This is a genomic window from Streptomyces sp. NPDC041200 (assembly GCF_055591805.1).
Genome location: NZ_JBVIZF010000008.1, coordinates 21,941 through 43,884, shown reverse-complemented (window position 1 = coordinate 43,884; position 21,944 = coordinate 21,941). Strand labels below are relative to the sequence as shown.

General features: G+C 69.6%; 22 protein-coding genes and 1 pseudogene. 7 read left to right on the top strand and 16 right to left on the bottom strand.

Annotation, left to right across the window (positions count from 1 at the left end):
• Positions 1 to 34: 34 nt before the first annotated feature.
• The 5 genes from ACZ6CL_RS19875 to ACZ6CL_RS19855 all read right to left on the bottom strand — a co-directional run bounded on the left by ACZ6CL_RS19875 (position 35) and on the right by ACZ6CL_RS19855 (position 5,099).
• Positions 35 to 1,120 (bottom strand): S-(hydroxymethyl)mycothiol dehydrogenase, encoded by a 1,086-nt coding sequence (locus ACZ6CL_RS19875; RefSeq protein WP_468937436.1) that lies wholly within the window; start codon positions 1,118 to 1,120, stop codon positions 35 to 37.
• A gap of 43 nt (positions 1,121 to 1,163) precedes the next feature.
• Entirely contained in the window at positions 1,164 to 2,378 is a 1,215-nt protein-coding gene (locus ACZ6CL_RS19870; protein WP_468937435.1) for a cytochrome P450, read from the bottom strand.
• 25 nt (positions 2,379 to 2,403) lie between these two features.
• Entirely contained in the window at positions 2,404 to 3,411 is a 1,008-nt protein-coding gene (locus ACZ6CL_RS19865) for a PDR/VanB family oxidoreductase (protein ID WP_468937434.1), read from the bottom strand.
• 100 nt (positions 3,412 to 3,511) lie between these two features.
• Complete coding sequence (locus ACZ6CL_RS19860) at positions 3,512 to 4,318, bottom strand: IclR family transcriptional regulator (RefSeq protein ID WP_468937433.1); 807 nt, start codon at positions 4,316 to 4,318, stop codon at positions 3,512 to 3,514.
• 241 nt (positions 4,319 to 4,559) lie between these two features.
• Positions 4,560 to 5,099 (bottom strand): MarR family winged helix-turn-helix transcriptional regulator, encoded by a 540-nt coding sequence (locus tag ACZ6CL_RS19855; RefSeq protein WP_468937432.1) that lies wholly within the window; start codon positions 5,097 to 5,099, stop codon positions 4,560 to 4,562.
• A 91-nt stretch (positions 5,100 to 5,190) separates the two neighbouring features.
• Here ACZ6CL_RS19855 and ACZ6CL_RS19850 point away from each other — a divergent pair, with 91 nt between their 5' ends.
• The 4 genes and pseudogenes from ACZ6CL_RS19850 (at position 5,191) to ACZ6CL_RS19835 (ending at position 7,857) form a co-directional block, all read left to right on the top strand.
• Positions 5,191 to 5,832, top strand: coding sequence for a GTP cyclohydrolase II (locus tag ACZ6CL_RS19850; RefSeq protein WP_468937431.1), 642 nt, complete (start codon positions 5,191 to 5,193; stop codon positions 5,830 to 5,832).
• A 47-nt stretch (positions 5,833 to 5,879) separates the two neighbouring features.
• Positions 5,880 to 6,164, top strand: a pseudogene (locus tag ACZ6CL_RS19845) (alcohol dehydrogenase catalytic domain-containing protein); the annotation flags it as partial.
• Between the two features lie 323 nt (positions 6,165 to 6,487).
• Positions 6,488 to 6,928: a zinc-binding dehydrogenase gene (locus ACZ6CL_RS19840; protein ID WP_468937430.1), complete on the top strand. Its 441-nt coding sequence runs from the start codon at positions 6,488 to 6,490 to the stop codon at positions 6,926 to 6,928.
• Positions 6,925 to 7,857, top strand: a complete 933-nt coding sequence (locus tag ACZ6CL_RS19835; RefSeq protein WP_468937429.1) for an NADP-dependent oxidoreductase — start codon at positions 6,925 to 6,927, stop codon at positions 7,855 to 7,857. The genes ACZ6CL_RS19840 and ACZ6CL_RS19835 overlap by 4 nt, the downstream gene beginning before the upstream one ends.
• 24 nt (positions 7,858 to 7,881) lie before the next feature.
• Here ACZ6CL_RS19835 and ACZ6CL_RS19830 read toward each other — a convergent pair whose 3' ends face one another.
• Positions 7,882 to 8,259 (bottom strand): ATP-binding protein, encoded by a 378-nt coding sequence (locus tag ACZ6CL_RS19830; protein ID WP_468937428.1) that lies wholly within the window; start codon positions 8,257 to 8,259, stop codon positions 7,882 to 7,884.
• 59 nt (positions 8,260 to 8,318) lie between these two features.
• On the opposite strand from ACZ6CL_RS19830, the gene ACZ6CL_RS19825 reads away from it, so the two are divergent.
• The gene (locus ACZ6CL_RS19825; protein WP_468937642.1) at positions 8,319 to 8,588 is read left to right on the top strand and encodes an enolase C-terminal domain-like protein; all 270 of its coding nucleotides are present in this window, start codon (positions 8,319 to 8,321) and stop codon (positions 8,586 to 8,588) included.
• 111 nt (positions 8,589 to 8,699) lie between these two features.
• Here the strand turns inward: ACZ6CL_RS19825 and ACZ6CL_RS19820 are convergent, their stop codons facing one another.
• The 4 genes from ACZ6CL_RS19820 to ACZ6CL_RS19805 are packed head-to-tail and all read right to left on the bottom strand — an operon-like array spanning position 8,700 to position 13,489.
• Complete coding sequence (locus tag ACZ6CL_RS19820; protein WP_468937427.1) at positions 8,700 to 9,743, bottom strand: zinc-dependent alcohol dehydrogenase; 1,044 nt, start codon at positions 9,741 to 9,743, stop codon at positions 8,700 to 8,702.
• Positions 9,740 to 11,110 carry a four-carbon acid sugar kinase family protein gene (locus ACZ6CL_RS19815; RefSeq protein ID WP_468937426.1) on the bottom strand — a complete coding sequence of 457 codons (1,371 nt, stop codon included), beginning with the start codon at positions 11,108 to 11,110 and terminating at the stop codon, positions 9,740 to 9,742. The genes ACZ6CL_RS19820 and ACZ6CL_RS19815 overlap by 4 nt, the downstream gene beginning before the upstream one ends.
• 1 nt (position 11,111) lies before the next feature.
• Positions 11,112 to 12,377, bottom strand: a complete 1,266-nt coding sequence (locus ACZ6CL_RS19810; protein WP_468937425.1) for a RuBisCO large subunit C-terminal-like domain-containing protein — start codon at positions 12,375 to 12,377, stop codon at positions 11,112 to 11,114.
• Positions 12,378 to 12,421: 44 nt separating this feature from the next.
• Positions 12,422 to 13,489 carry a 2-keto-3-deoxygluconate permease gene (locus ACZ6CL_RS19805; protein WP_468937424.1) on the bottom strand — a complete coding sequence of 356 codons (1,068 nt, stop codon included), beginning with the start codon at positions 13,487 to 13,489 and terminating at the stop codon, positions 12,422 to 12,424.
• 249 nt (positions 13,490 to 13,738) lie between these two features.
• Between ACZ6CL_RS19805 and ACZ6CL_RS19800 the strand changes: the two genes are divergently transcribed.
• Positions 13,739 to 14,494: a DeoR/GlpR family DNA-binding transcription regulator gene (locus ACZ6CL_RS19800; protein ID WP_468937423.1), complete on the top strand. Its 756-nt coding sequence runs from the start codon at positions 13,739 to 13,741 to the stop codon at positions 14,492 to 14,494.
• 162 nt (positions 14,495 to 14,656) lie between these two features.
• Here ACZ6CL_RS19800 and ACZ6CL_RS19795 read toward each other — a convergent pair whose 3' ends face one another.
• A complete protein-coding gene (locus ACZ6CL_RS19795; RefSeq protein ID WP_468937422.1) occupies positions 14,657 to 14,866 on the bottom strand; it encodes a hypothetical protein in 210 nt (69 codons plus the stop codon).
• A gap of 5 nt (positions 14,867 to 14,871) precedes the next feature.
• On the opposite strand from ACZ6CL_RS19795, the gene ACZ6CL_RS19790 reads away from it, so the two are divergent.
• Complete coding sequence (locus ACZ6CL_RS19790) at positions 14,872 to 15,189, top strand: integrase core domain-containing protein (protein WP_468937421.1); 318 nt, start codon at positions 14,872 to 14,874, stop codon at positions 15,187 to 15,189.
• Between the two features lie 252 nt (positions 15,190 to 15,441).
• Here ACZ6CL_RS19790 and ACZ6CL_RS19785 read toward each other — a convergent pair whose 3' ends face one another.
• The 5 genes from ACZ6CL_RS19785 to ACZ6CL_RS19765 all read right to left on the bottom strand — a co-directional run bounded on the left by ACZ6CL_RS19785 (position 15,442) and on the right by ACZ6CL_RS19765 (position 21,599).
• The gene (locus tag ACZ6CL_RS19785) at positions 15,442 to 16,131 is read right to left on the bottom strand and encodes a TetR/AcrR family transcriptional regulator (protein WP_468937420.1); all 690 of its coding nucleotides are present in this window, start codon (positions 16,129 to 16,131) and stop codon (positions 15,442 to 15,444) included.
• 428 nt (positions 16,132 to 16,559) lie between these two features.
• The gene (locus tag ACZ6CL_RS19780; RefSeq protein ID WP_468937419.1) at positions 16,560 to 17,318 is read right to left on the bottom strand and encodes an SDR family oxidoreductase; all 759 of its coding nucleotides are present in this window, start codon (positions 17,316 to 17,318) and stop codon (positions 16,560 to 16,562) included.
• Positions 17,315 to 18,106 carry an enoyl-CoA hydratase/isomerase family protein gene (locus ACZ6CL_RS19775; protein ID WP_468937418.1) on the bottom strand — a complete coding sequence of 264 codons (792 nt, stop codon included), beginning with the start codon at positions 18,104 to 18,106 and terminating at the stop codon, positions 17,315 to 17,317. The genes ACZ6CL_RS19780 and ACZ6CL_RS19775 overlap by 4 nt, the downstream gene beginning before the upstream one ends.
• The gene (locus ACZ6CL_RS19770) at positions 18,103 to 19,749 is read right to left on the bottom strand and encodes an AMP-binding protein (protein WP_468937417.1); all 1,647 of its coding nucleotides are present in this window, start codon (positions 19,747 to 19,749) and stop codon (positions 18,103 to 18,105) included. Before ACZ6CL_RS19770 ends, ACZ6CL_RS19775 begins: the two co-directional genes overlap by 4 nt.
• A complete protein-coding gene (locus tag ACZ6CL_RS19765; protein ID WP_468937416.1) occupies positions 19,746 to 21,599 on the bottom strand; it encodes a CocE/NonD family hydrolase in 1,854 nt (617 codons plus the stop codon). The genes ACZ6CL_RS19770 and ACZ6CL_RS19765 overlap by 4 nt, the downstream gene beginning before the upstream one ends.
• Positions 21,600 to 21,944: the final 345 nt, after the last annotated feature.

The window sequence follows — 21,944 nt, the reverse complement described above, 5'->3', positions numbered from 1 at the left end:
GGACGTGGGCTCAGGTGCTCGACGCCGGCAGCCGTCACACGACGACCACGGAGCGCAGCACATCGCCCTTGTGCATCCGGGCGAAGGCGTCCTCGACCCCGTTCAGGGCGATCGTCTCGGTGACGAACGCGTCCAGGTTCAGGCGGCCCTGGAGGTACAGATCGATCAGCACGGGGAAGTCCCGGGAGGGCAGGCAGTCCCCGTACCAGGACGACTTCAGCGCCCCGCCCCTGCCGAACACGTCCAGCAGCGGCAGCTCCAGCTTCATCTCCGGTGTGGGGACGCCGACGAGGACGACCGTGCCGGCCAGGTCGCGGGCGTAGAACGCCTGCCGGTACGTCTCGGGGCGGCCGACCGCCTCGATGACCACGTCCGCTCCGAAGCCCCCGGTCAGCTCGCGCACCGCCGCCACGGGGTCCGCATCCCGGGAGTTGACGGTGTGGGTGGCGCCCAGGGATGTCGCGGTGGCGAGCTTTCGGTCGTCGATGTCCACGGCGATGATCTTCGCGGCGCCCGCCAGCCGGGAGCCGACTACCGCCGCGTCGCCGACGCCGCCGCAGCCGAGCACGGCCACCGCATCGCCACGGGTGACCGCGCCGGTGTTGACAGCCGCGCCGATACCGGCCATGACGCCGCAGCCCAGCAGCCCCGCCGCGGCCGGGGACGCGGCCGGGTCGACCTTGGTGCACTGGCCTGCGGCGACCAGGGTTTTTTCGGCGAAGGCGCCGATACCGAGGGCCGTGGACAGCTGGGTGCCGTCGGTGAGGGTCATCTTCTGCCGGGCGTTGTGGGTGGTGAAGCAGTACCAGGGGCGCCCGCGCAGACAGGCCCGGCACTGACCGCACACGGCACGCCAGTTGAGGATGACGAAGTCGCCGGACTCGACGTCAGTGACGCCCTCGCCGACCGACTCCACCACGCCGGCCGCCTCGTGGCCGAGCAGGAAGGGGAAGTCGTCGCTGATGCCGCCGTCACGGTAGTGGAGGTCGGTGTGGCACACCCCGCATGCCTGGATCCTCACCACCGCCTCCCCCGGCCCCGGGTCCGGGATCACGATCGTCTCGATGGTGACCGGCTCGCCCTGCGCCCGTGCGACGACGCCTCGTACCTGCTGGGACATTGCTGAGTTCCCTGCCTTTCCGTGGAAGAGGACAGCCGGCTGGTCAAGCGGCCGGGTGCACGCGCACGGGCAGCGAGGCCCACGAGCGCAGCGTGTTGTTGGGGTGGCGGCGCGGTGTGCCGGTGAGTTCGATGCGCTCGACGCGCCGGGCGAGGGCGGTCAGCAGTGCCTCGGCCTCCAGACGGGCGACATGCTGACCGATGCACTGGTGGATGCCCATGCCGAAGCCGACGTGCCCGGAGGGGTCACGGGTGAGGTCGAAGCGGTCGGGGGCGGCCCAGCGGGCGGGGTCGCGGTTGGCGGCGCCCAGGAACATGAGGATTTTCGTGCCCTTGGGGATGACCGTCCCGGCGACGGTGACATCGGCGGTGGCGGTACGGAAGAAGGTCTGCACCGGCGACTGCCAGCGGACCGCCTCATCGAAGGCGAGCGGCACCAACTCGGGCCGCGCCCGCAGCCGTCGCCATTCGTCCGGGTGGGTGGCGAAGGCGTACAGGCAGGCCGCCAGGCCGTGCACCGTGGTGTCGACGCCCGCGGTGAGCAGGGAACGCACCACCAACGGGGCTTGCTCGTACGTGAGATCCCCGCGGTCGGCGGCGGCCCAGATGCGCGCGCCGAAGCTGTCCTCGCCCAGGGCTTCCCGTGCGCACTGGGCGTTCACCCATGCGGACAGCTCGGCCATGCGGTGGGCGTCCGCTGCCACGAGGTCATTGCGCGGGCCGAAGGCGTTGAAGGCCATGTTGCCGTACGGCAGGAGGTGCGCCCGGCCGTCCGGGCCGAGCCCCACGGCGTCCGGGAAGGCGCGCAGCGGGAAGGCTTCCGCCAGCGCCGAGAAACCGTCCAACTCGACGCCTTCGGCGAGGACTTGATCGACCAGTTCCTCAGCCGTCGTCTCCCAGGCTGTGCGCAGGCCGCGCAGGGCGGGCGGGGCGAGGATGTCCCGCAGAACCCGGCGCGGTGCGTCGTGCAGGGGTGGGTCAGCCTCCAGCAGCAGGCTCGGTGGGCGCCACGGCTTCTCGTGACGGAAGTTGGCCAGGCCCACGCCCGAGCCGGACTCGAAGTGCTGCCAGTCCACCAGGGCGGCGCGCACCTGCTCGTAGCGGGCCAGCGCGTGGACGTCGTAGCGCGGCAGGTACACGACCGGGCCGGCCTCGCGCAGGGTCCGGTGCAGGGGTTCGGGGTCCAGCAGGACCTCATGGGCGAACGGGTCGGCGTCACTGACGGGCGGCTCGACGGCACGCTCCAGTGCCTCGGTCATCGCGGCTCCTTGAGGAAGTGAGGTCTCAGAGATCGAGGACGAGACGGTCGCCGCAGGACCGCGACACGCACACGAACATGCAGTCGTCCGCCGCCCGTTCGTGGTCGGCCAGCACCGAGTCCCGGTGCTCCGGCTGTCCTTCGAGCACCGGTGTCAGGCAAGTGCCGCAGGTGCCCTGCTCGCAGGAGGAGAGCACCTCCGCGCCGACCCGGCGCACCGCCTCCAGTACCGAGATCTCCGGGGTGACGGTGACGGTGCGTCCGGTGCGCCGGAGTTCCACCTCGAAGGGGGCCTCCCGCACCGGCGCGGCCTGCGCGGCGGCGGTGAAGCGTTCCCTGCGCAACGCGTACGGCGGCCAAGCGGCACACGCGGCTTCGACGGCGGCCAGCAGCGGGCCGGGGCCGCAGCAGTACACCGTGGTGTCCGGACGCGGCGTGCCCAGCCAGGTGGCCAGGTCCAGCACCCCGAGTTCGTCCTGGGGGACGATGTGCACCCGGTTGCCGTAGGTCTCGGTCAGCTCCTCGTGAAACGCCATCGACGCCCGCGTACGCCCGCCGTACAGCAACTGCCAGTCGGTGCCGAGCAGTTCGGCCTGATGGATCATGGGCAGCAGGGGCGTGATACCGATGCCGCCGGCGATGAAGAGGTATTTTGCCGAGGGCACCAGGGGGAAACGGTTGCGCGGGCCCCCGACGCCCACGCGATCCCCTGGCCCCAGCCGGTCGTGCACAAAGGCGGAGCCTCCCCGCCCCGCGGGTTCCCGCAGTACGGCGATCCGGTAGGTGTGCGCGTCCCAGCGGTCTCCACACAGGGAGTACTGCCGGGTCGTCCCCTCCGGCAGAACCACGTCGATGTGAGAGCCCGGTGTCCAGTCCGGCAGCCGGCCACCGTCCGGGTGCACGAGGGTGAGTGACACGACGCCCTCGGCGACGCGCTCCTTCGCGGCAACCTCCAGAGTTGCCGCGTACCCGGGCGTCGGCCGTTCCTTACCGGCGCCGGGCCCGGCATCCGCAACCACGCTGATTCCGACCACGTTGCCGCCTCCCGTCGTTGGGTTGCAGGCAGGATGCGCGGCCACCACGAACGATCGCGACAGCGTTCTCAATCAGTGAGAGACGAACTTTCTGTGCCCCTCATATGGTCTTCGCACTGCTGTCACGTGAGTCACCCGCATCGCGCGGCCGCCCCTGGGCGGCCGGTGCCCCCAGCGCCCGGGAGACACCACGTGCCGCGGTCCGCACCACCGGCACGACGGACGTGGCCCCGGCCTCGTTCGGGACGATCACCGCCAGCGCGGCCACCACCTCACCGCGCGCGTCACGCACCGGCGCTGCGATGCCCAGGACGTCCGGATGCACGTACCCGGGGCAGTACGCGTACCCCTGCCGGAGGACCTCGGCCAGTACGGCCCGCAGCCGCGCAGCAGTGGCCGGAGTGTTCGGGGTGTAGCGGCGCAGAGGCTCGTCGAGCACCCGTCGGCGCAGGTCGGCGGGGCCGTGGGCGAGGAGGACCAGGCCGCTGGAGGAGGCGTGCAATGGAAGGCGCCCCGCGATGCGGGTGTAGTTGATGACCGCGCCCGGTGCCGTCAGCCGCTCCAGGAACAGCGCCTCCTCGCCATCCAGCACCCCGAGCTGCACGTGGTGTCCGACGACGTCGTGGACGCCCTCCATGAACGGCATGGCCGCGTTGCGCAGCGACAGGGTGGGCGAGGCCCGGGTGGCCAGCTCCCACATGCGCATGCCGATCCGGACCCGGCGGTCGGCGTCCCGGGTCAGGAACCCGTACGAGACCAGCTCGGCCACCAGCCGCGACGCGGTCGCCACGTGCAGCCCCGTACGACGGGCGATCTCCGAGACGGTCAGGGCCGACTCCTCCGGCGTGAACGCCTCGAAGATCCGTACGGCCCGCGCCAGAACCGACTCGCCGTTCTGTGTCCTCACCTCGCCATCATCGGATCTCTCCCGGACGCGTCAACCCCACGGTTCCACCGGGTGCCGGACCGGGACGGTCCGCCCATGCGGCAGGCTGCGCACCCATCCGCGCGCAGGTCGTCGAGCCGATGATCAGGGCCGAGGACCATGCGGCGCGACTGGGGCATGACGATGCTCCAGCCGGTCAGGGCGAGCGTGAAGAACACACGCGCACGCCCATCGCCGGTGAGCAACCGGCCGTGATCCCCCTTCACGCCTTGATGTGGACGGCGGCCTCAGCGCCAGGATCCGAGCACGTGGTCCCATCGGCCACGGGAGGGCCCACCCCGCCGGCTCCGGCGGCCATGCGGCGGCTCGCCTCGCCGAGGCCGTCGGCGAGCGCCCGTACCTGGTCGGGCGTGAGCACGTCGATGAGCAGCTCCCTGACCAGGGACACATGACCGGGCGCCGCCCGCTCCAGCAGAGCCATGCCCTCGTCGGTGAGAACCGCGTAGACCGCGCGCTCGTCACTCTCACAGGACCGCCGCCGGACCAGTCCGGCCTTGTCCATCTGCCCAATTTGATAGGTCAGCCCGCTCTTGGAGTTGACCAGCGCGCCGGCCAGCTCGGCCATGCGCAACTCGCGATTCGGGGCCCCGCTGAGCCGGGCGAGGATCTCGTACTGCAGGCCGGACAGGCCGAAGTCCCGCTTGAGCCGCTGCTCCAGCTGCCGGTACAGCAGCGCGTGCGCGGTAGTGAAGGCCGTCCAGGCGCGCTTCTCCTCCTCGTTCAGCCATCGCGTATGACCCACGTCACACCTCTCCATGTTGTTCAAATTGGAACTCCATCTTATCGTCAACGCAAGAGTTCAAATTTGAACCACATGCATCGCGGGAGACGCCATGACCACCAGCACCGCCGCCGCCACTGTCCGCACCCGGGTCCGTATCCCGCTGCGCTTCTCGGACGGCTACCACGTCACCGCCGAGGTGATCACCTTCAACGGCCTGGCCGACAGCGCCGAGCACGTCGCCCTGATCCTGGGAAACCCGGCCGCCTCCGCCGCTCCGCTGGTACGTCTGCACTCCGAATGCCTGACCGGCGACGTCTTCGGCTCCGCCCGCTGCGACTGCGGACCCCAACTGCGCGAGGCCACCGAGCGCATCGCCGCCACCGGAGGCGTCCTGCTCTACCTCCGCCAGGAAGGCCGCGGCATCGGCCTGTACAACAAGCTCGACGCCTACGCCCTGCAGGACGAGGGTCTGGACACCTACGAGGCCAACCTGGCCCTCGGCCTGCCCGAGGACGCCCGCGACTACACGGCCGCCGCCCAGATGCTCGCCGCCCTCGACATCACCGAGCTGAACCTGCTCACCAACAACCCCGACAAAGCACAGCAGTTGCGCGACTTCGGCGTCTCGGTCACCCGGACCGTACCCACCGGCGTGCACACCACGCCCAGCAACCTGCGCTACTTGCGCGCCAAGGTCGAGCACACCCACCACACCATCGCTCTGGCGCCGGTGCCGAGCCTGGCCGGCTGAACCTGCCGACAGCAGGACAGACCACCCGTACGGAAAAGAGCCTCGGTATGAAAGCCGTCGTCGTCACCGATTCCGGAGCCCGGCCCGAGTTCGTCAACCTGCCCACTCCCGAGCCGGGCGCCGGTGAAATCCTGGTGCGCGTCCACGCAGCCGGAGTGAACCCCTTCGACTGGAAGGTCACGGACGGCGCCCTCAGGGACTCCGTTGCGCATGCCTGTCCGCTGGTCATGGGGTCGGACGGAGCGGGCTTGGTCGAGAAGACGGGCCCTGGCGTCACCCGCTTCCGGCCCGGGGACCGCGTCTACGGGCAGTTCATGCGGCTGCCCCAGGGGGAGGGTTCCTACGCCGAGTACGCCCTCGCCGAGCAGGACGGCAAAATCGCCCCCATCCCGGAGAACCTCTCCTTCACACTCGCCGCCGCGCTTCCCACCGCGAGCGTGACCGCCTACCAAGCCGTCCGGGCCGCACGTCTCGCCGACGGGCACACGCTTCTGATCAACGGCGCCAGTGGCGGCGTAGGCCAGTCGGCCATCCAGTTCGCCGCCCGGGCCGGAGCCCGCGTCCTGGCCACCGGAACTCCTGACATGGCCGACCATCTGCGCGATCTCGGCGCCCACACCGTCATCGACCACACCCTGGCACCCCCCATGTGCAGGTGGCCGCCGCGCGCCCCGAGGGCATCGACGCCGTCGTCGATCTCGTCACCCCGACCGGCGGCGACATCAGCCCCATGGCTGGTCTGCTCCACGCCGGTTCCACCCTGGTCAGCACCAACAACGCCACTGATCCCGAGGCCCTGGCCGCCCACGGCATCCTCGGCGTCAACCTCGGCAACCGCCCCACCGCCGAAACGCTGACGACACTCGCCGAACTCGCCGCCACGGGGGAACTGCTCGTCCGTATCGACGCGGAAGTCGCGCTCGCCGACGCCCCGGCCATGGTCGCCAAGGCCCGCACCGGCCACGCCACCGGAAAGACCGTCATCATCCTTCGACGACGCCCTCCCGACCCACAGGACCACGGCCGGACCGGGTCGAAGACATCAACCACACCCGGCCCTCACCGGCCAGTCCCACACTTCACGGAGAAGACATGAACCGAACGGCACGAGCCGTGCGTTTCGACCGGTACGGCGATCGTGACGTGCTGTACGTCACCGACGTCCCGATGCCCGATCCAGGGCCCGCGGAGGTCGTCGTCGAGGTCCGTGCCGCCGGCATCAACCCTTTCGACACGATGATCCGCTCCGGGGTGATCCGGCATCTGTTCCCGGTGGACTTCCCGTCCGCCCAGGGCAGCGACATCGCCGGAGTCGTCGTCGCCGTCGGCGCGGGGGCCGACGGGCTTGCCGTCGGCGACGAGGTACTGGGCTGGAGTCCCGTGCCGTCCGCGCATGCGACGCACGTGGCCGTCCCGGCGACCCACCTGGTGGCCAAACCTCCTCGGCTGAACTGGGAGGTGGCGGGCTCCCTCCACATGGTCGGGGCCACCGCGTACGCGGCCTTCCGCGCCGTCGCTCCGCGGCCCGGGGAGACGGTCGCGGTGTCCGCCGCCGCGGGAGGGGTCGGTTCGTTCCTCGTACAGCTGCTCACCCATCAGGACGTGCGCGTGCTCGGCATCGCCTCGCCGGCCAACGCCAAGTGGCTGGACGAACACGGTGTCACCCCGGTGCCGTACGGGGACGGCCTTCGTGGGCGGCTCCTGCAAGCGGCGGGGGCTCATGGAATCGACGCCTTCATCGACCTCTACGGACCGGAGTACCTCGACCTCGCCGTCACCCTCGGCATACCACCGGACCGCATCCAGACAACCGTCGCCATGGAACGCGCGGCGAAGATCGGCGCCAGGACCGATGGCCGCCACAACGCGACCGCGCGGGAGATTTTGGTGGGACTGGTCAACCTGGTCGCCTCGGGTGCCGTCGACCTTCCGATCGCCGCCACGTACCCGCTCGACCGCGTCACCGACGCCTTCGCGGAGCTGGAGCAGCGGCACACCCAGGGCAAGATCGCCCTGATCCCCTGATCGAGACCACTGCCAGTGCGTTCGTCAGGCGGGAGTGGGTGCCCGCTCCCGCAGGACCGGGAAGACCACGTCGCCGTGAGTGCCCTTGCCCGGCGTGCTGTCGAGTTCGATACGCGCCCGGTGGACTTCGACGATGGCGGCGACAATGGCCAGGCCCAGCCCGCTGCCGCCCCTGGAGCGGCGGCTACGGCCCTGGTCCGCCGGGTAGAAGCGGTCGAAGACGGGGGGGACGGCGTCCGACGGGATGCCCGGCCCCTCGTCCTGAACGCGAAGCTCGACGGCTTCACCTCTCGTGCCCAGTTCCGCTGCGCAGCGCGCGGTGGCAGGGGTGTGCATGCGGACATTGGCCAGTAGATTGGCCAGCGGGCAGCGCAGTTGCGCTTCGTCGCCCAGCACGATCACGCCGGGGGTGACGTGTACTTCCAGCGGGCGTTCGGGCTCGGCCGCGGCGCGGCACCGGACTGCCGCTGGCCAAGCTGCTGGCTCAGGGCAACGCGGACCTCGCGGCCACGCTCGACACCCCGATCGCCACCGGCGAGATGCTCACCGGCTTCGGGGAACACGCCCAGCTGATCGGGGCGCGCGCCTCGGACTTCGTCCAGCCCGACGCCCCGCGCCTCGGCGGCATCATCCCGTTCTTGCGGATCAATCCACCTCGTCGGCTGCAAGGGACTCGTGTCGGGCTCGAAAAGTCATCGCTGCTGGTCAAGCGGCATAGCGGTGCTCGTTGATGACGCCGCCGAGGACGCGTGTGCCCAGGAGTCCGCGTGCGTCGAAGTCGTCCACGCTGTGGGCTCGTCGTGTTCGGGATGGGCTCGCGGACGACGGCCGGTATCGGAGCGTCAGCCCAGCCCTGGTACCAACAGCACCTTGCAGGCGTCCCCGGTGAGCAGATCGATCGCCTGGTCGACCTGGCTGAGTTGCAGTCGGTGCGTGATCAGCCAGTCCAGGTCCAGGCGTCCGGAGTTCAGCAGGAGCAGCGTCTGCTCCCAGGTTTCCCACAGGCGGCGGCCGAAGATGCCGCGCAGTGTGATACCCCGCTTGTTGATCTGGGCAGCGACGTCGATCGGCACTGGCCGGCCCGGGTGTCCCACGGTCACGACCGTTCCTTCTCGGCGCACAGCGTCGAACAGGGACGGGAGTGCGGCGACCGCTCCCGAACATTCGAAGGCGACGTCGGCCCCGCCACGGTGGCCGCTGAGTTCGCGGCTGCGCTCGGCGACACCCTCTCCGGGCTCCATCGTGATCACTCCGAGCTGTTCGGCTTCGGCGCGGCGGAACGGATTCGGCTCGATCACGATCACGTAGGCGGCGCCCATGAGCGATGCCAGCCGCGCGACGACCATGCCCACCGGCCCGGCGCCGCTGACCAGAACGCCTCGGCCGGCTACCGAGTACCCGGCTCGCTGAATGGCGTGTACCGCGACACCGGCCGATTCCAGCAGTGCGCCGGTCTCCAAGGGCACGCTGTCGGGAAGGGGGACACAGATGCGGTGGGGCACGGCGACGCGTTCGGCGAAGACCCCGTCGAAGTGCATCCCCAGGATCTGCGTGCGCTCGCAGGTGTGGGCGTCCCCGGTCCTGCATGCGAAGCACTGGCCGCACGCCAGGTGGCTTTCCAGAGCGACGCGGTCACCGACGCGCAGGTTCTCCACCCCGGTGCCCACCTCGACGACGGTGCCCGCCGCTTCGTGACCGAGTACGACGGGCAGTCCCAGGTTGAACGCCTGGGCCGCCGGCGACCACTCGTAGCATTCGCGGTCGGTGCCGCACAACGAGGCTGCCGCGATCTCCACTACGACCGCGCCGTCGCCGGCCTTCGGCTCGGGCGCATCGGCGACGTACTCGACTCCCCTGTCCGCGACTGCTTTGACGACTGCCCTCATGAATGCACACTCCTTCGTGTGTCGTACGTGGCGGGATGACTGGTGGCCCGGACGGCCGGTGGTCGGGTCGCGGGATGCGGCTGCGCGAAGCGTTCGAGGACATCGACCGGACCGACCTGTCCGCCCTTTAGCAGCAGCCGGCAGCCGGCCACGGCCGCTTCGCTGTCGGTGCGGCAGACGGGGGCGGCCGTGACGAACTGGGTGGCGACGCGCAGCTCGCTCACCCCCATGGTCAGCAGTGCATGGCTGGAGGTGTCGCCACCGAGCACGGCGACGTCCCGGGTGAGGCCCTTGACGGCCATGTTCCCGGCCAGGTTGCCCAGGAGTCCGCCCACATGGGCGGCGTCGAGGGGACCGGCCGCGGCGTAGCGAGGGTCCTGGGTACCGCGCGTGGTGTGCACGATGACGTTCCGTCCGGCCGCGAGCAAGGCGGCCGAGCGCTTCTCCAGATCGTCCAGCAGGGACGGATCCTGTCCGTTGAGCAACTGCGTGGGCACGGCCAGCTCGGCCCAGCCGTGCGTGATGGCGTCGGCGATCTGTGCGTCCGTCGTGCTGGAGGCCGACGCGCTGACGGCCAGCACCGGCCCGGAGGCCGGCTGGGCACTGCCGGCCACGTCGGAGCGCCCGGTGGCGGTGCGGGCGAGGGCGGCCATGACACCGCCGGAGCCGACCACGATCGACGGGCCCTGCCGGGTGTTGTCCTCTCGCAGTGCCAGCGCGAGGGTATCGAGGTGGCCGTCCTCGACGGCGTCCACGACGAAGGCGACCCGGCTGGACCGGCGGAGCGTCGCCCACTGCTCGCCGAAGGAACCATCGGCGTGTGCAGGGAGGTGGATGGCTGCGGGGGCCTCGCCGGTACGCAGTTGCTCGGCGATCACCTGCCGCAGGTCGGCCTCGTGCATCGGAGTCGACGGATGCTGCGCCATGACGGGATGCCGGTCGAGGCGGTAGGCGTCGCCGGAATAGCCGGCGAAGTGGTTGCTGAAGGCGGTGTACCGGCCGAATCCCGGCTGTGCCGGTGCGACCGCGACCGGGCCGTGGTGGGGGAAGCACTCGTGCAGCAGCTCGATGCCTCTGCCGATGCTGCCGCGTGCGGGGGCGCTGTCGAAGGTGGAGCAGACCTTGTAGATCAGCACCTTCGCATCGGCGGTGGCGATGCGTTCCAGTTGTGCACGCACCAGCTCGTCGAAGGCGGCTCCGCCGAGCGAACGCGACGGTCCGGCGATCCCGACGACATCGCAGTCGGTGGGGAGCGGCCGGTTTCCGTCCCCGATGACGAGCACGGCGTCGAGACCGTGGCGGTGGGCCTGTGCGAGGACGTCGCTGGCACCGGTCAGGTCGTCGGCCACGAAACTGACGTACGTCATGTCAGGCCACACCTCCGAACGTGCGCCCCGCGTGCAGCAGCGCCGGGTCGCCTGCCTCGGCCGCCGCGCGTGCCGCCACCTTCAGGGGAACACCGTCGACGGCAGCCGCCCAGGCGGTCCGGAGACTGCGCACGCCGGCCGCCGGTCCGTCGGGATGCGCAGCCACGCCTCCGCCCGCGAGCATCAGAAGGTCGGTCGAGCCGACCGCGGTGAAGGTCGGTGCCGGGGTGGTGACGTTCTGGCCGGACGACAGGGTCGGTACCGGACTCAGCGTCTTGCCCAGGGGCTCGAGCAGGCCGCGGACGTGTGCCGCGACCTCCTCGTCGGTCTCGTAGAACTTGCTGCCGAGACCGCTGACATGCAGATGGTCGGCTCCCGCCAGGCGGGCCAGCTGCTGCCACACCCGGTACGACATCCCCAGCGCCGGCGAGCGCATCGATCCGGCCAGACCGGCGCGGTGTCCGTGCACGGGGACTTCGGCGACCTCCCGCAGCCAGGCCAGCGCGGGCAGTCCCATGACGGGGACGTTGAGCATCACGCACCGGCCGCCCGCCCCGACCACCAGGTCGTGGCGCCGGCGGAGCCCGGCGAGGTCCCCCGTGATGTTGAAGGCGTACATGACCGGGTGGCCGGTGATCTGCTCGGCCTCCCGGATCTCTTCGGTGGCCACGGCGACCCGGCGCTCCAGCGGGAGGTACGCCGGATCGGTCATCAGCTCGTCGTCCTTGATCAGGTCGACCGACGCCCTGGCCAACTCCCGTACGACCAGGCGGAACTCGCTCTCGTCCAGACCGACGTTCGGCTTGATGATGGTGCCGATCATGACTCCCTCGGCACCCCCCATCAGCCTGCGGGTGCCCGGGATGCCGAACGCGGGGCCCGGGTGAGCGGCAACGAACTCCTCCGGCAGCTCGATGTCCTGGAGGCGGCAGGCGAACAGCTCACCCAGCTCGAAAAGGTTGCCCGCGACCGTGGTCTGCAGAGTCGCCAGGTCGGTCCCGATGTTCTCCATCGGGAACTCGACCACCACAAGAGCGGCCCGCACGGCCTCGGGGCGCGAACGCGACGGCAACGACGGGCTGCGCGCGCCCAGGTCCCGCACGCTGACGACCTGCGCGGCATGCCGTTCGCGGATGCGGGGGGACTCGCCGGGCACAGCAACGAAGGTGCCGCTGGACTGCTCCCCGGCCATGGCCGCGGCAGCCTGTTCCGGATCGATCTCCGATTCCAGGTAGTAGGTGCAGCGCACGACCCGCTGGTCACGCATGTGCTCTCCGTTTCTCGACGACTGCGGTGTGAAGATCGTTCGTCTCAGGTGCCGTCGTGCTGTGCGGCAGCTTCCCTGTTCCCGCCGGACAGGTGGTGCGGGGCGGAGGACGGCCCGTCGCCGTCGGCTGTCGCATCGCCGGCCTCGTCGGCCGCGGCGGGCTGCTTCAGGATCCGGCGTGCCCAGAAGAGGGTGATCAGCGGACACAGGATCGCCGTCACCACGACCGATGAAGCGACGAGCACGGTTGCGTACTGGGCGGCCGGCGCGTAGACGGGATTGGCGGCCGCCACGATCGAGGGGACTACTGCCGCGTTGCCGGCGGTGGTCGCCGCAGCCAGGCCCGCGATACCGTCGCCGCCGCTCACCTTGTCGGCCAGCAACAGCACCGCCCCGCCGACCAGCACCACGAACAACCCCAGTCCGATCCCCAGCAGACCGGCCTCCCAGACGGCGGTCAGGTTGAGCGTGAGTCCCAGTGAAAGCCCGAGGAACGGCACGAGGGCGGGCACGGCGGGGGCCAGGAAGCGCCGCATCTCGGGATCGAGATTGCCCAGGAGCATCCCGAGCACCAGGGGCAGGATCGCCCCCACCAGGGTTTGCCAGGGGAAGGCGGACAGACCGGCGACGCCGAGCGTGACCATGGTGAGGAAGGGGCCGGACTCGAGGCTCATGACGCTGTAGGCGCCGACGTCGCGCCTGCGTCCGAACTGGGCCATCAGTGACATGTAGAGGCCGCCGTTGGTGTCGTTCAGCGCCGCCACGACCGCCAGCGTCGACAACCCCGCGAAGACTCCGCCGCTGACCGGCGATTCGCCGAGGAACCTCCCCAGGACGATACCGACGACCAGCGCGAACAGGACCTTGGTCCCCAGCAGCACACCGCCCTTCTTCGCGATGTAGGGCGTCGCCTTCACATCCAGGGTCGAGCCCAGACACACATAGAAGACGGCCAGGATCGCGGGCAGGCCCGTGTACAGGGCTCCGGTGAAGGAGCCGAAGAACTCTCCTGAGCCCGGCGCCGCCGTGTGCACCACGGCTCCAACGAGCATCGGGACGAGCATCAGCCCGCCAGGCACCTTCTCAATGCCGGCTTTGATGGGCACAGCCATGGGGACCTCCGAACGACGATGTTCGAATGAACATTGGGTGCTCGGACCGTAGCTTCAGGAAGCGGGCAGGTCAATGGGTTCTCGCCATCGGAATCGTCCGTATCGAGCCGAACCCACCCACGTGTGCGAGCGTCGCGACAGGCCGAACGAGTCGCTGTAATGTTCACATGAACACCGCTCCGACGGGGTGGCAGCAATGGGTCACCCCTGGTTGAACCCCAGGGCAGGAGGCCGGATAGCGTGATGAGCGTGGCTCAAGACGAGATGGAACCCGTGCGCAACTCCCGACAGCGAGCCATCCTCAGTGCCTTGCAGGAATCCCGGCAGGTCGACGTCAACACACTCGCGGAGCGCTTCGGCGTGTCCGGCATGACGATCCGCCGCGACCTGGCCGAGCTCGATCAAGCAGGACTGCTGGACCGGGTCCATGGCGGCGCCGTGCCACGCCGGGCACCCGCCTACGGATCCCGGTCCTCGACGATGATGCCCGAGAAGTCGAAAATCGCGCGGGCCGTGGCGGACCTGGTCAAGCCAGGTGCCTCGGTGGGCGTCGACACCGGCACCACCTGTACCGCCGTTGCCGCGGAACTCGCCGTCCGGGACGATCTGACCGTGATCACCAACTCGCTCCACGCGGCGTTCGAACTGCGCGACACCAGGAGCCGGGTCCTCGTCCTGGGCGGGCTCATGACACCCGAACTGAGCCTGGTCGCCTCCACGGCCGCGCAGGAAAGGCCGCAGATCCATCTGGACCTGATGATCCTCGGCTGCGGCGGACTGTCCGTCGACCGCGGGATCACCTACTTCGACCCCGCCGAGGTCGAAGTGCGCCGCACACTTCTCGATCTCGCGGACCGGGTCGTTGTCGCCGCCGACCACACCAAGTTCGACCGCAAGAAGGCGATGGCCCTCGGTGACCTGTCGGTCATCGATGTCCTCGTCACCGACCAGACGCCTCCCCCTGAGCTGCGCTCCGCATTTGCGGAGGTCGTTGTCGCTCCGTAGTGCTCGAACCGAGGGCGGACTCATAAGGAAGGTCTTCGCCGGCGGTGGCGTTGCCCTTGCCGGAAACCTCATCCGCCCTGGCGGGGGCGGTTCTTCGGGTGTCCCGAAATCTTGGCCGCGTCCGCTTCGAGCTGGCGCTCTCGCACAGTTGCCATCACGGCGTCATGATGATCGATCGTGCTGCTGCGGCTGGCTTACCTGGGTGTGACAAACGCGTTCGCGATGCTTCGCCTGCTGCCGATGACCGACCGGGACAAGGACGCCGAGATCCTCGCCCTGCGCCACCAGATCACCGTGCTGGAACGTCAACTGGGCGAGCAGAAAGCCCGGTTCACGCCGAGCGATCGAGCGTTCCTGGCGGCGCTGTTGCACCGGCCGTGTTCCAGGCCGAGGACATCGAGATCACCAAGACACCGGCCCGCGCACCGAAGGCCAACGCCCACTGCGAACGCGTGGTCGGCACCCTCCGCCGAGAAGTCCTGGACCACCTACTCATCCTCGGCGAAGCTCACGCGCGCCACGTCCTGGCCACGTACCAGAGGCACTACAACGCGCACCGCCCCCACCGGGCCCGACGCCAACTACCTCCCCAAGCTCACGGACAACCACCTACAGTCCTGGAGCCGACCAGCCGCATAGTCCTGCGCACCCGCATCCTCGGCGGCGTGATCAACGAGTACAGATATGCCGCTTGACCAGGAGCGACGATTATCCGAGCCCCACAAGGTCTCCACACCCCCGGCCGAAGGGCCCCCGGCATCGGGCCCGAGATGGCTGAACGCACCCTCGACTACCCCGGACGCCGCCGTGACACAGCGGCGTCGCACTCCAGGCTCGCAGAAACGAAGGCGCGGCCGGAGTTCGTCAAGCCGATGGACCACGCCCACACCACCAAGAAGGTGGTGCCTGTCAGAGACGATCCGCGAGGTGCGCCCCTTCCTCGGGCTTTACCTGGGCGCCGAGGCCTGGTCCCTGGGGGAGCGCACAGCTGTGGAAGGAGGCTCGAAGGCGCCCTGCTCCGAACTGATCCCGTCCAGCAGGAGGTCACCGAGCTCGGAGAAGGCGTCGCCGGCGGTCAGGCCGGTCCTCTCCAGGAGGATCCCCGACTGGACCGCGTCGATGGTGACCGCCACGACCTGGGCGGCGAATTGGCCGTTGAGCGCGCGATAAACGCCGGTCTGCACACCCTCCTCGATCAGTTCGTGGACTCGGCGCGCCGCGGCGGCGGAGTTCGTGCGATAGATCCGTGCGGTCGGTTCGTAACCGACCATGTCGTCGTAGAAGGCGTGGGAATGCCGACGCATGGCCGTGCCGACGCCGGCGAGATAGGTCCGGATGCGCTGCCTGGGGTCGGGCTCGGCCTGGACAGCCTGTTCGATCTCGGCTGTCGCATCCCGGAAGAAGGCGCGGGTGACCGCCAGGACCAGCTGTTCCTTCGTGGAGGCCAGGCTGTACAGCGTCGCCTTGGAGCACCCCAGTCGCTGGGCGAGCTCATCCATGGTCACCGCGGTGAAGCCTTCGGTCAGGATGATCGTCTCGGCCTGGCGCAGCAGTTCGTCCCGCCGACGTGTGTCGACGACCCGTCTGCGCGCCGTTCGGCGCGGGCGTCGGTCACGCGGGTCAGTTTGGGCCGTCACCGCAGCAGTCTCCCATGAGCGTCTCCGCCGGAAGCGGCGGGTGGTCGTCCGGGCCGGAAGGCCGACCCTTGCATATGGGTACTAGCGTACCGCCCAACGTACCCGCGTGGAGTCTCTCCGTGAGTACGTCGAACAAGGGTGTCGGCCTTTTTAGGCGACGTCCGCAGCAGCAGCGGACCGCAGTCGACATCGATGAGGACCCGGCCCTCTTGAGCCTCCGGATCCGCAAGCTCTCGTACGACCAGGGCGCCAGGACCATCGAACGCGATGACGAGTACACCCTGCATGAGTGCCTCCCGGCCCAAATACCATGACGAGACGATCACGGCTTGCACAATTGCCGACCGGGTCAGCCCGGTCAGCGTGGCTGGGCCGGACGACGAAGGCTCATGCAGCGGCTGATCACCTGCTCGTCCAAGGGCTCGCGGTTACCGGATCGAGGATCCGATGGAGATGCCGCCGTCCACGTCGAGGACGATGCCGGTGATGTAGCCCGCGGCTTCGCTGGCGAGGAAGGCCGCGGCTTCGGCGATGTCCTCGGGCCTGCCGGTGTGGCGCATCGGGACCTTGTTCGTGAGTTTATCGCGCGCGGGACCGTTCATGGAGGCGAGCATCGGTGTCTCGATGAGGCCGGGGGCGATGGCATTGGCGGTGATGCCGTGGCGGGCACCCTCGAGTGCGAGGGTCCGGGTCATGCCGACGATGCCGGCCTTGGCGGCCACGTAGTTGGTCTGGCCGAAATTGCCGCGCCATGACATGGAGGAGAAGCTGACGACGCGTCCATAACCCTGGCGTTTCATGGGGCCGAACGCGGCGCGGGCGCAGTGGAAGCCGCCGGTGAGGCTGACGTCGATGACCGCGTGCCAGTCGTCGTCGGTGATGTCCTCGACGCGGTTGTCGCGGATGATACCGGCGTTGTTGACGAGCACGTCGAGGCGGCCGAGATCGGCGGTGACGCCGCCGATCCAGGCATCGACCTGGGCAGACTCGGTCACGTTCACCACGTCGGCGCGGAGTTTCGCGTCGTGGGCGTTGGCGATGGTCCCGGCGGCGTCGGTGAGGGCCTGTTCGTTGACGTCGGCCAGCGCGACGGTGGCGCCCTCTGCGGCGAACCGGGTCGCCATCGCGAGGCCGAGACCTTGTGCAGCGCCGGTGATGGCGACGACCCGTCCGTGGTAGCGATTCACTCGTAGTCCGCTTTCGTGGTGGTATGGGGTGCGAGGAAGGCCCGCAGGGCGTCGGCTACGGAGCTCGCCGACCAGTTTTCGGCGAAGGTGGCCAGTTCCTCGCGCAGGGCCTGCTCGGGGGCGACGCCGTCGATCCGGTGCAACAGCGTCTTGAGCCGTTGCTGGGCAGGACTGTTGCGGTCGGCCAGTTGCCGGCAGACGCGGGTGGCGGTGGCCTCGAGGTCGGCCTCGGGCACGATCGCGTGGATCCAGCCGGTGTTCGCGAAAGAGGTCGCGGGCAGCAGTTCGCCGGTGAGCAGGAGCCAGCGCGACAGTCCGCGTCCGACCGCACCGGGCAGCCGGACGCTTGACCCGCCGGCCGGTACCAGCCGCCGGTTGAGGTGGCCGTCGCCGATGAGCGTGGTGTCGGCGGCGACAACGACGTCGCAGGCCAGCGCGAGTTCGAGGCCCCCGGCGACGGCGTGACCATGCAGGACGGCGACCCATGGTTTCGGGCTGGCCGCGATGCGGCTGAAGCAAGCCGATACGTCGGTCAGGAAGTCGACCGGGTTGTCGCCCCTGTCGTGCAGTTCCAGGAACTGGTGGAAGTCCCCGCCGGCACAGAAGCTCGGCCCCCTGCCTGCCACGGCAATGACCGCTGTGCCGGGGTCGGCCTCGGCGCTGGTGATCTGCTTGTCCAGGGCTTCTATCAGGGGGACGTCGAGGGCGTTGCGCCGCTCGGGGCGGTTGAGCAACAGCCATCGGACGGTGCCGTGTTGCTCGACGAGCAGAGGTTCGGTGTCGGTCAACGTGGTGGCTCCGGGATGGCGAGTTCGGTGCGGCGGCGGCTGCGCAGCAGGTAGCGCTGGGTCTTGCCGCTGGGGGTTTTGGGCAGGGCGTCGATGAAGTGGATCGAGCGCGGGTAGGCATGGGCGGCGTAGCGGGTCTTGACCAGCAGTTGGAGTTCGGCGGCCAGTTCCGGCGAGGCGTCGTCACCCTCGCGGAGGACGACGTACGCCTCGATGACCTCGCCGCGGACGTCGTCGGGTGCGCCGACGACGCTGCACTCGGCGACGGCGGGGTGCTGGGCGAGGACGCTCTCGATCTCGAACGGCCCGATCCGGTAGCCGGCCATGATGATGACGTCGTCGTCGCGGGAGGAGAAGAAGAAGTCGCCGTCGGCGTCGATGCGCCCGGCGTCGCCCGTGAGGTACCAGCGGCCGTCGGCGGTGAACTTGGCGTCGCTCTGCCCGGGGGTCTGGTAGCCGCTAAAGGTCATCAGCGGACTCCCGGCGACGTCTATCGCGACCCGGCCGAGCACGCCTGGTTCGGCGGGCTCGTCCTTCTCGTCGGCCAGGACGGTCAGGCTCCAGCCGGGTAGTGGCCGGCCCATCGATCCGGCCTGGAGCGGACGGGCGAGTTCAGGATGGTGGTGGTTGGCCAGGGGCATCCCGACCTCGGTCTGGCCGAAGTGGTCGTGCACAGCGAGGCCGAGCGCGGAGCCGGCCCACTCGTTGACCTCCGGAGTCAATGGCTCCCCCGCGCTGGACGCCCGCTGTAGGTACAGTCCATGCGGCACCGGCACCGACGAGGAGCGCAGTCCCCGGTACACGGTCGGGGCGGCAGTGAAATCGGTGACCTGGTGGTCGACGAGGGTGCGCCAGGTCGTCTCGGCGGAGAACCCGCCGGACAGCAGCAGGCTGGGGATGCCGGCCGCCATCGGAGCGACGATGGCGGCGTACAGCCCGTAGGCCCAGCCGGGGTCGGCGGCGCACCAGTAGCTGCTGCCCCGGGCGACACCCAGGGCGTACTCCAGGTAGACCTGCCATCCGGCGATGTAGGAGACGGGGTGGACGACCCCCTTGGGCTTGCCGGTGGTGCCGGAGGTGAACATGTGCACCAGCGGCCCGTCCCCGCTCGTGGGGATGGCGGGCACCGGCTCCGGCGACGCGGTCGCGATGAGGCCGGCTAGCGACACGTCACCGCGGGAGGCCGCGGTTCCGGTGACGACGACGCGGCGCTGAGGGTCGTCCGGCAGGTCGGGACCCGGGTCGAGTTTGTGGCGCTGGTCCGGGTCGACGACCACCACGTGCGCGCCGGAGCCTTCCAGGCGCAGGGCGATGGCCTGGGACGCGAACGCGGTGAACAGCGGGACGTAGACCGCACCGAGCCGCCAGATCGCCAGGATGACGGTGACCAGGTCGGCGCTCTTGCCCATCAGGGTCGCCACCCGGGCACCCGGACCGACGCCGAGCCCCTGCAGCGCCCGCGCACAGCGGTGGGAGTCCGCCGCGAGCTCTTCGTAGGACAGGGTGGAAGCTCCACCGGCGCCGTCGACGACGGTGAACGCGACGCGGTCGGCAGGGTGCCGGTCGCACAGCAGCCAGGCCACGTTGACGGAAGGAGCCGCGAAGGTCGCGGTCAGTTCAACAACCCGGTCGGCGGCGCTCACTGCTGACCCTTCCGACCGATGATCGGCAGCACCAGACGGCTGGGGTGGTCCGGCCCGTGATGGATGTGGTTGACCGCGGGGATCATCTGCTCCTCGCTCTCCCGAGCGATGACGCCGCCGGTGTTCGTGTTGCGGTCGTAGCGGGGGAAATTGCTGCTGGAGACGTCCACGCGGATGCGGTGACCGGGAAGGAACACGTTGGAGGTGGCGGTCATGTCCACGGTGATCTCGTAGACCGTGCCGGGGTCCATCAGTTCTTCCGTGGCGAGGCCGCCTCGATAGCGGGTGCGCAGGATGCCGTCGCACAGGTTGATCGCTTTGCCGTCGGGGAAGACGTCGACGAGCTTGGCGGTGAAGTCGGTGTCCACCGCCGAAGAGGAGACGAACAGGGTCAGGCTGACCGGACCTGTGACCTCGACGGGCTCCTCGAGCACGGGCCCGGCGAAGCACAGTACGTCTTCTCGGCCCGCGACGGTCCGCTGATCGACCGGACCGCAGAACCCCGGCGTCGTCGGCATGGACGCCCCGCCGGCCGAGGGAACCGGGCGGCGCGGGTCGTAGAGGTAGGTCTCGTGCCCGGCATCGGTCGGCGCCTCGGTGGTCAACACGCCGCCGCCGTCCGCGGTGTTGGCGTGACCGGCGCTCGTGAGGTGGAAATCGGTCCACCTCGTGTCGGGCAGCGGCCACTCCTGCTCGTCGCGCCACTGGTCGATACCCATGACAAAGATCTTCACGGGCGCCACGTCGTCGAGAGCGGTGGTGTCGCCGCGGAGCCAGCGGTCGAAGAACTTCACATGCAGGCCGGTCAGGCCCATCATCTGGGCACTGGCCAGCGGGCCGAAGGAGCGGTCAGGATAGACGCCACTCGCGGACACGTGATCCCACGGACCGATGATCAGCCGTTGCCCCTCGCGCGCGTGCGCACTGCCAGCCTGCCGACGGGCGGTGGTGTAGGTGCGGACGGTCTGGCCGATGTAGAGGTCGTACCAGCCGCCGATGTTGAGCGCCGGGGCAGTGACGTTCTTGAGCTCGGGTGTGAGCTCCATGGCGTCCCAGTATCCGTCGTGGGACGGGTGGGCCATCCAGTCGTCCCACCACTTGCCGTACGCCGCCAAGACCGGAACCTCGGCCGTCGGCAGCACATCGTTGAGAGGCTCGGGAAACAGCGCCGCCTGACCGAGCTGCTGCAGCTGGGACAGGGTGTCCTTGCCGACCGCCAGGGACCGCTGCGCGTCGGCCGCGTACATGATGGCGTTCCACATCGTGACCAGGCTCAGTGAGAGCGCACCGCCGACGGAGTACCAGGGTGCTTCATAGTTGTCGATCGAGGTGAAGGTCGGCGCGATCGCCTTGAGGGCGGGGGCGCCGGTTACGGCGGTCTCCCACTGGACCATCCCCAGGTAGGACGGCCCGTACATACCCACCGTGCCATCCGACCACGGCTGGTCGGCGATCCAGGCGACGGTGTCCTCGCCGTCGGTCCGATCGGCCATATGGGGAACGAACTCGCCTTCCGAGCGGTGGGTGCCCCGGCAGTCCTGCACCACCAGCGCGTAGCCCGCCTCCACCAAGGTCAGGAGGTCGGGGATGGCTGACTGACCGAAGCCCATCACGTCCTTGCCGTACGGCAGGCGCACGAGCAGCGTCGGAGCCTCCCCGGCGGCCGGATGCCACACGTTGGCGGCGAGGGCTACGCCGTCACGCATCGGAACCTGGACATCTATCTCGTATAGGTGCTGCATCGGCGCTCCTCGTTGAGCTGACGGCGTCGCCCCTGGATTTGGGTACGTTAAGAGGTACGCTCGTACCCTGTCAATTACCAGAGAGAAGGTCGGCCTCCCGCGATTCACCTGCGCGGGCTCCCCGGCCTGAGCTGGCGGACAGATCGCCCGACGACGGGAACCCGGCAAGGGCCCAAGGCCCGCCAGGCGTGTCGATGCGTGGCGCCCCGCGCGAGCTCCTCAATGCCGCCGCGGTCGAGGGGCGGCTTTCGAGCGGATACAGGCGAGGTGACAGTCGGCACAAGCCGGGGCCCTGGAGATCCCCGGGGCCGTCCGGCCGATGAGCACCGGGCCCAGGCACTCCGTCGAGAATCTCAAGGAAGGACCGATCGAGACGGTCGGCGACGGCGGCGACGGCGAAAGCGGTGACCGAACCGCCCAGCGCCTCCATCGTGGCCGTCAGCTCAAAGACCG

Excerpts from the sequence above, each read along its gene's own strand:
- ACZ6CL_RS19875 (WP_468937436.1), bottom strand. The coding sequence starts at position 1,120 with ATGTCCCAGCAGGTACGAGGCGTCGTCGCACGGGCGCAGGGCGAGCCG.
- ACZ6CL_RS19870 (WP_468937435.1), bottom strand. The coding sequence starts at position 2,378 with ATGACCGAGGCACTGGAGCGTGCCGTCGAGCCGCCCGTCAGTGACGCC.
- ACZ6CL_RS19850 (WP_468937431.1), top strand. The coding sequence starts at position 5,191 with ATGACCACCAGCACCGCCGCCGCCACTGTCCGCACCCGGGTCCGTATC.
- ACZ6CL_RS19835 (WP_468937429.1), top strand. The coding sequence starts at position 6,925 with ATGAACCGAACGGCACGAGCCGTGCGTTTCGACCGGTACGGCGATCGT.
- ACZ6CL_RS19820 (WP_468937427.1), bottom strand. The coding sequence starts at position 9,743 with ATGAGGGCAGTCGTCAAAGCAGTCGCGGACAGGGGAGTCGAGTACGTC.
- ACZ6CL_RS19815 (WP_468937426.1), bottom strand. The coding sequence starts at position 11,110 with ATGACGTACGTCAGTTTCGTGGCCGACGACCTGACCGGTGCCAGCGAC.
- ACZ6CL_RS19810 (WP_468937425.1), bottom strand. The coding sequence starts at position 12,377 with ATGCGTGACCAGCGGGTCGTGCGCTGCACCTACTACCTGGAATCGGAG.
- ACZ6CL_RS19805 (WP_468937424.1), bottom strand. The coding sequence starts at position 13,489 with ATGGCTGTGCCCATCAAAGCCGGCATTGAGAAGGTGCCTGGCGGGCTG.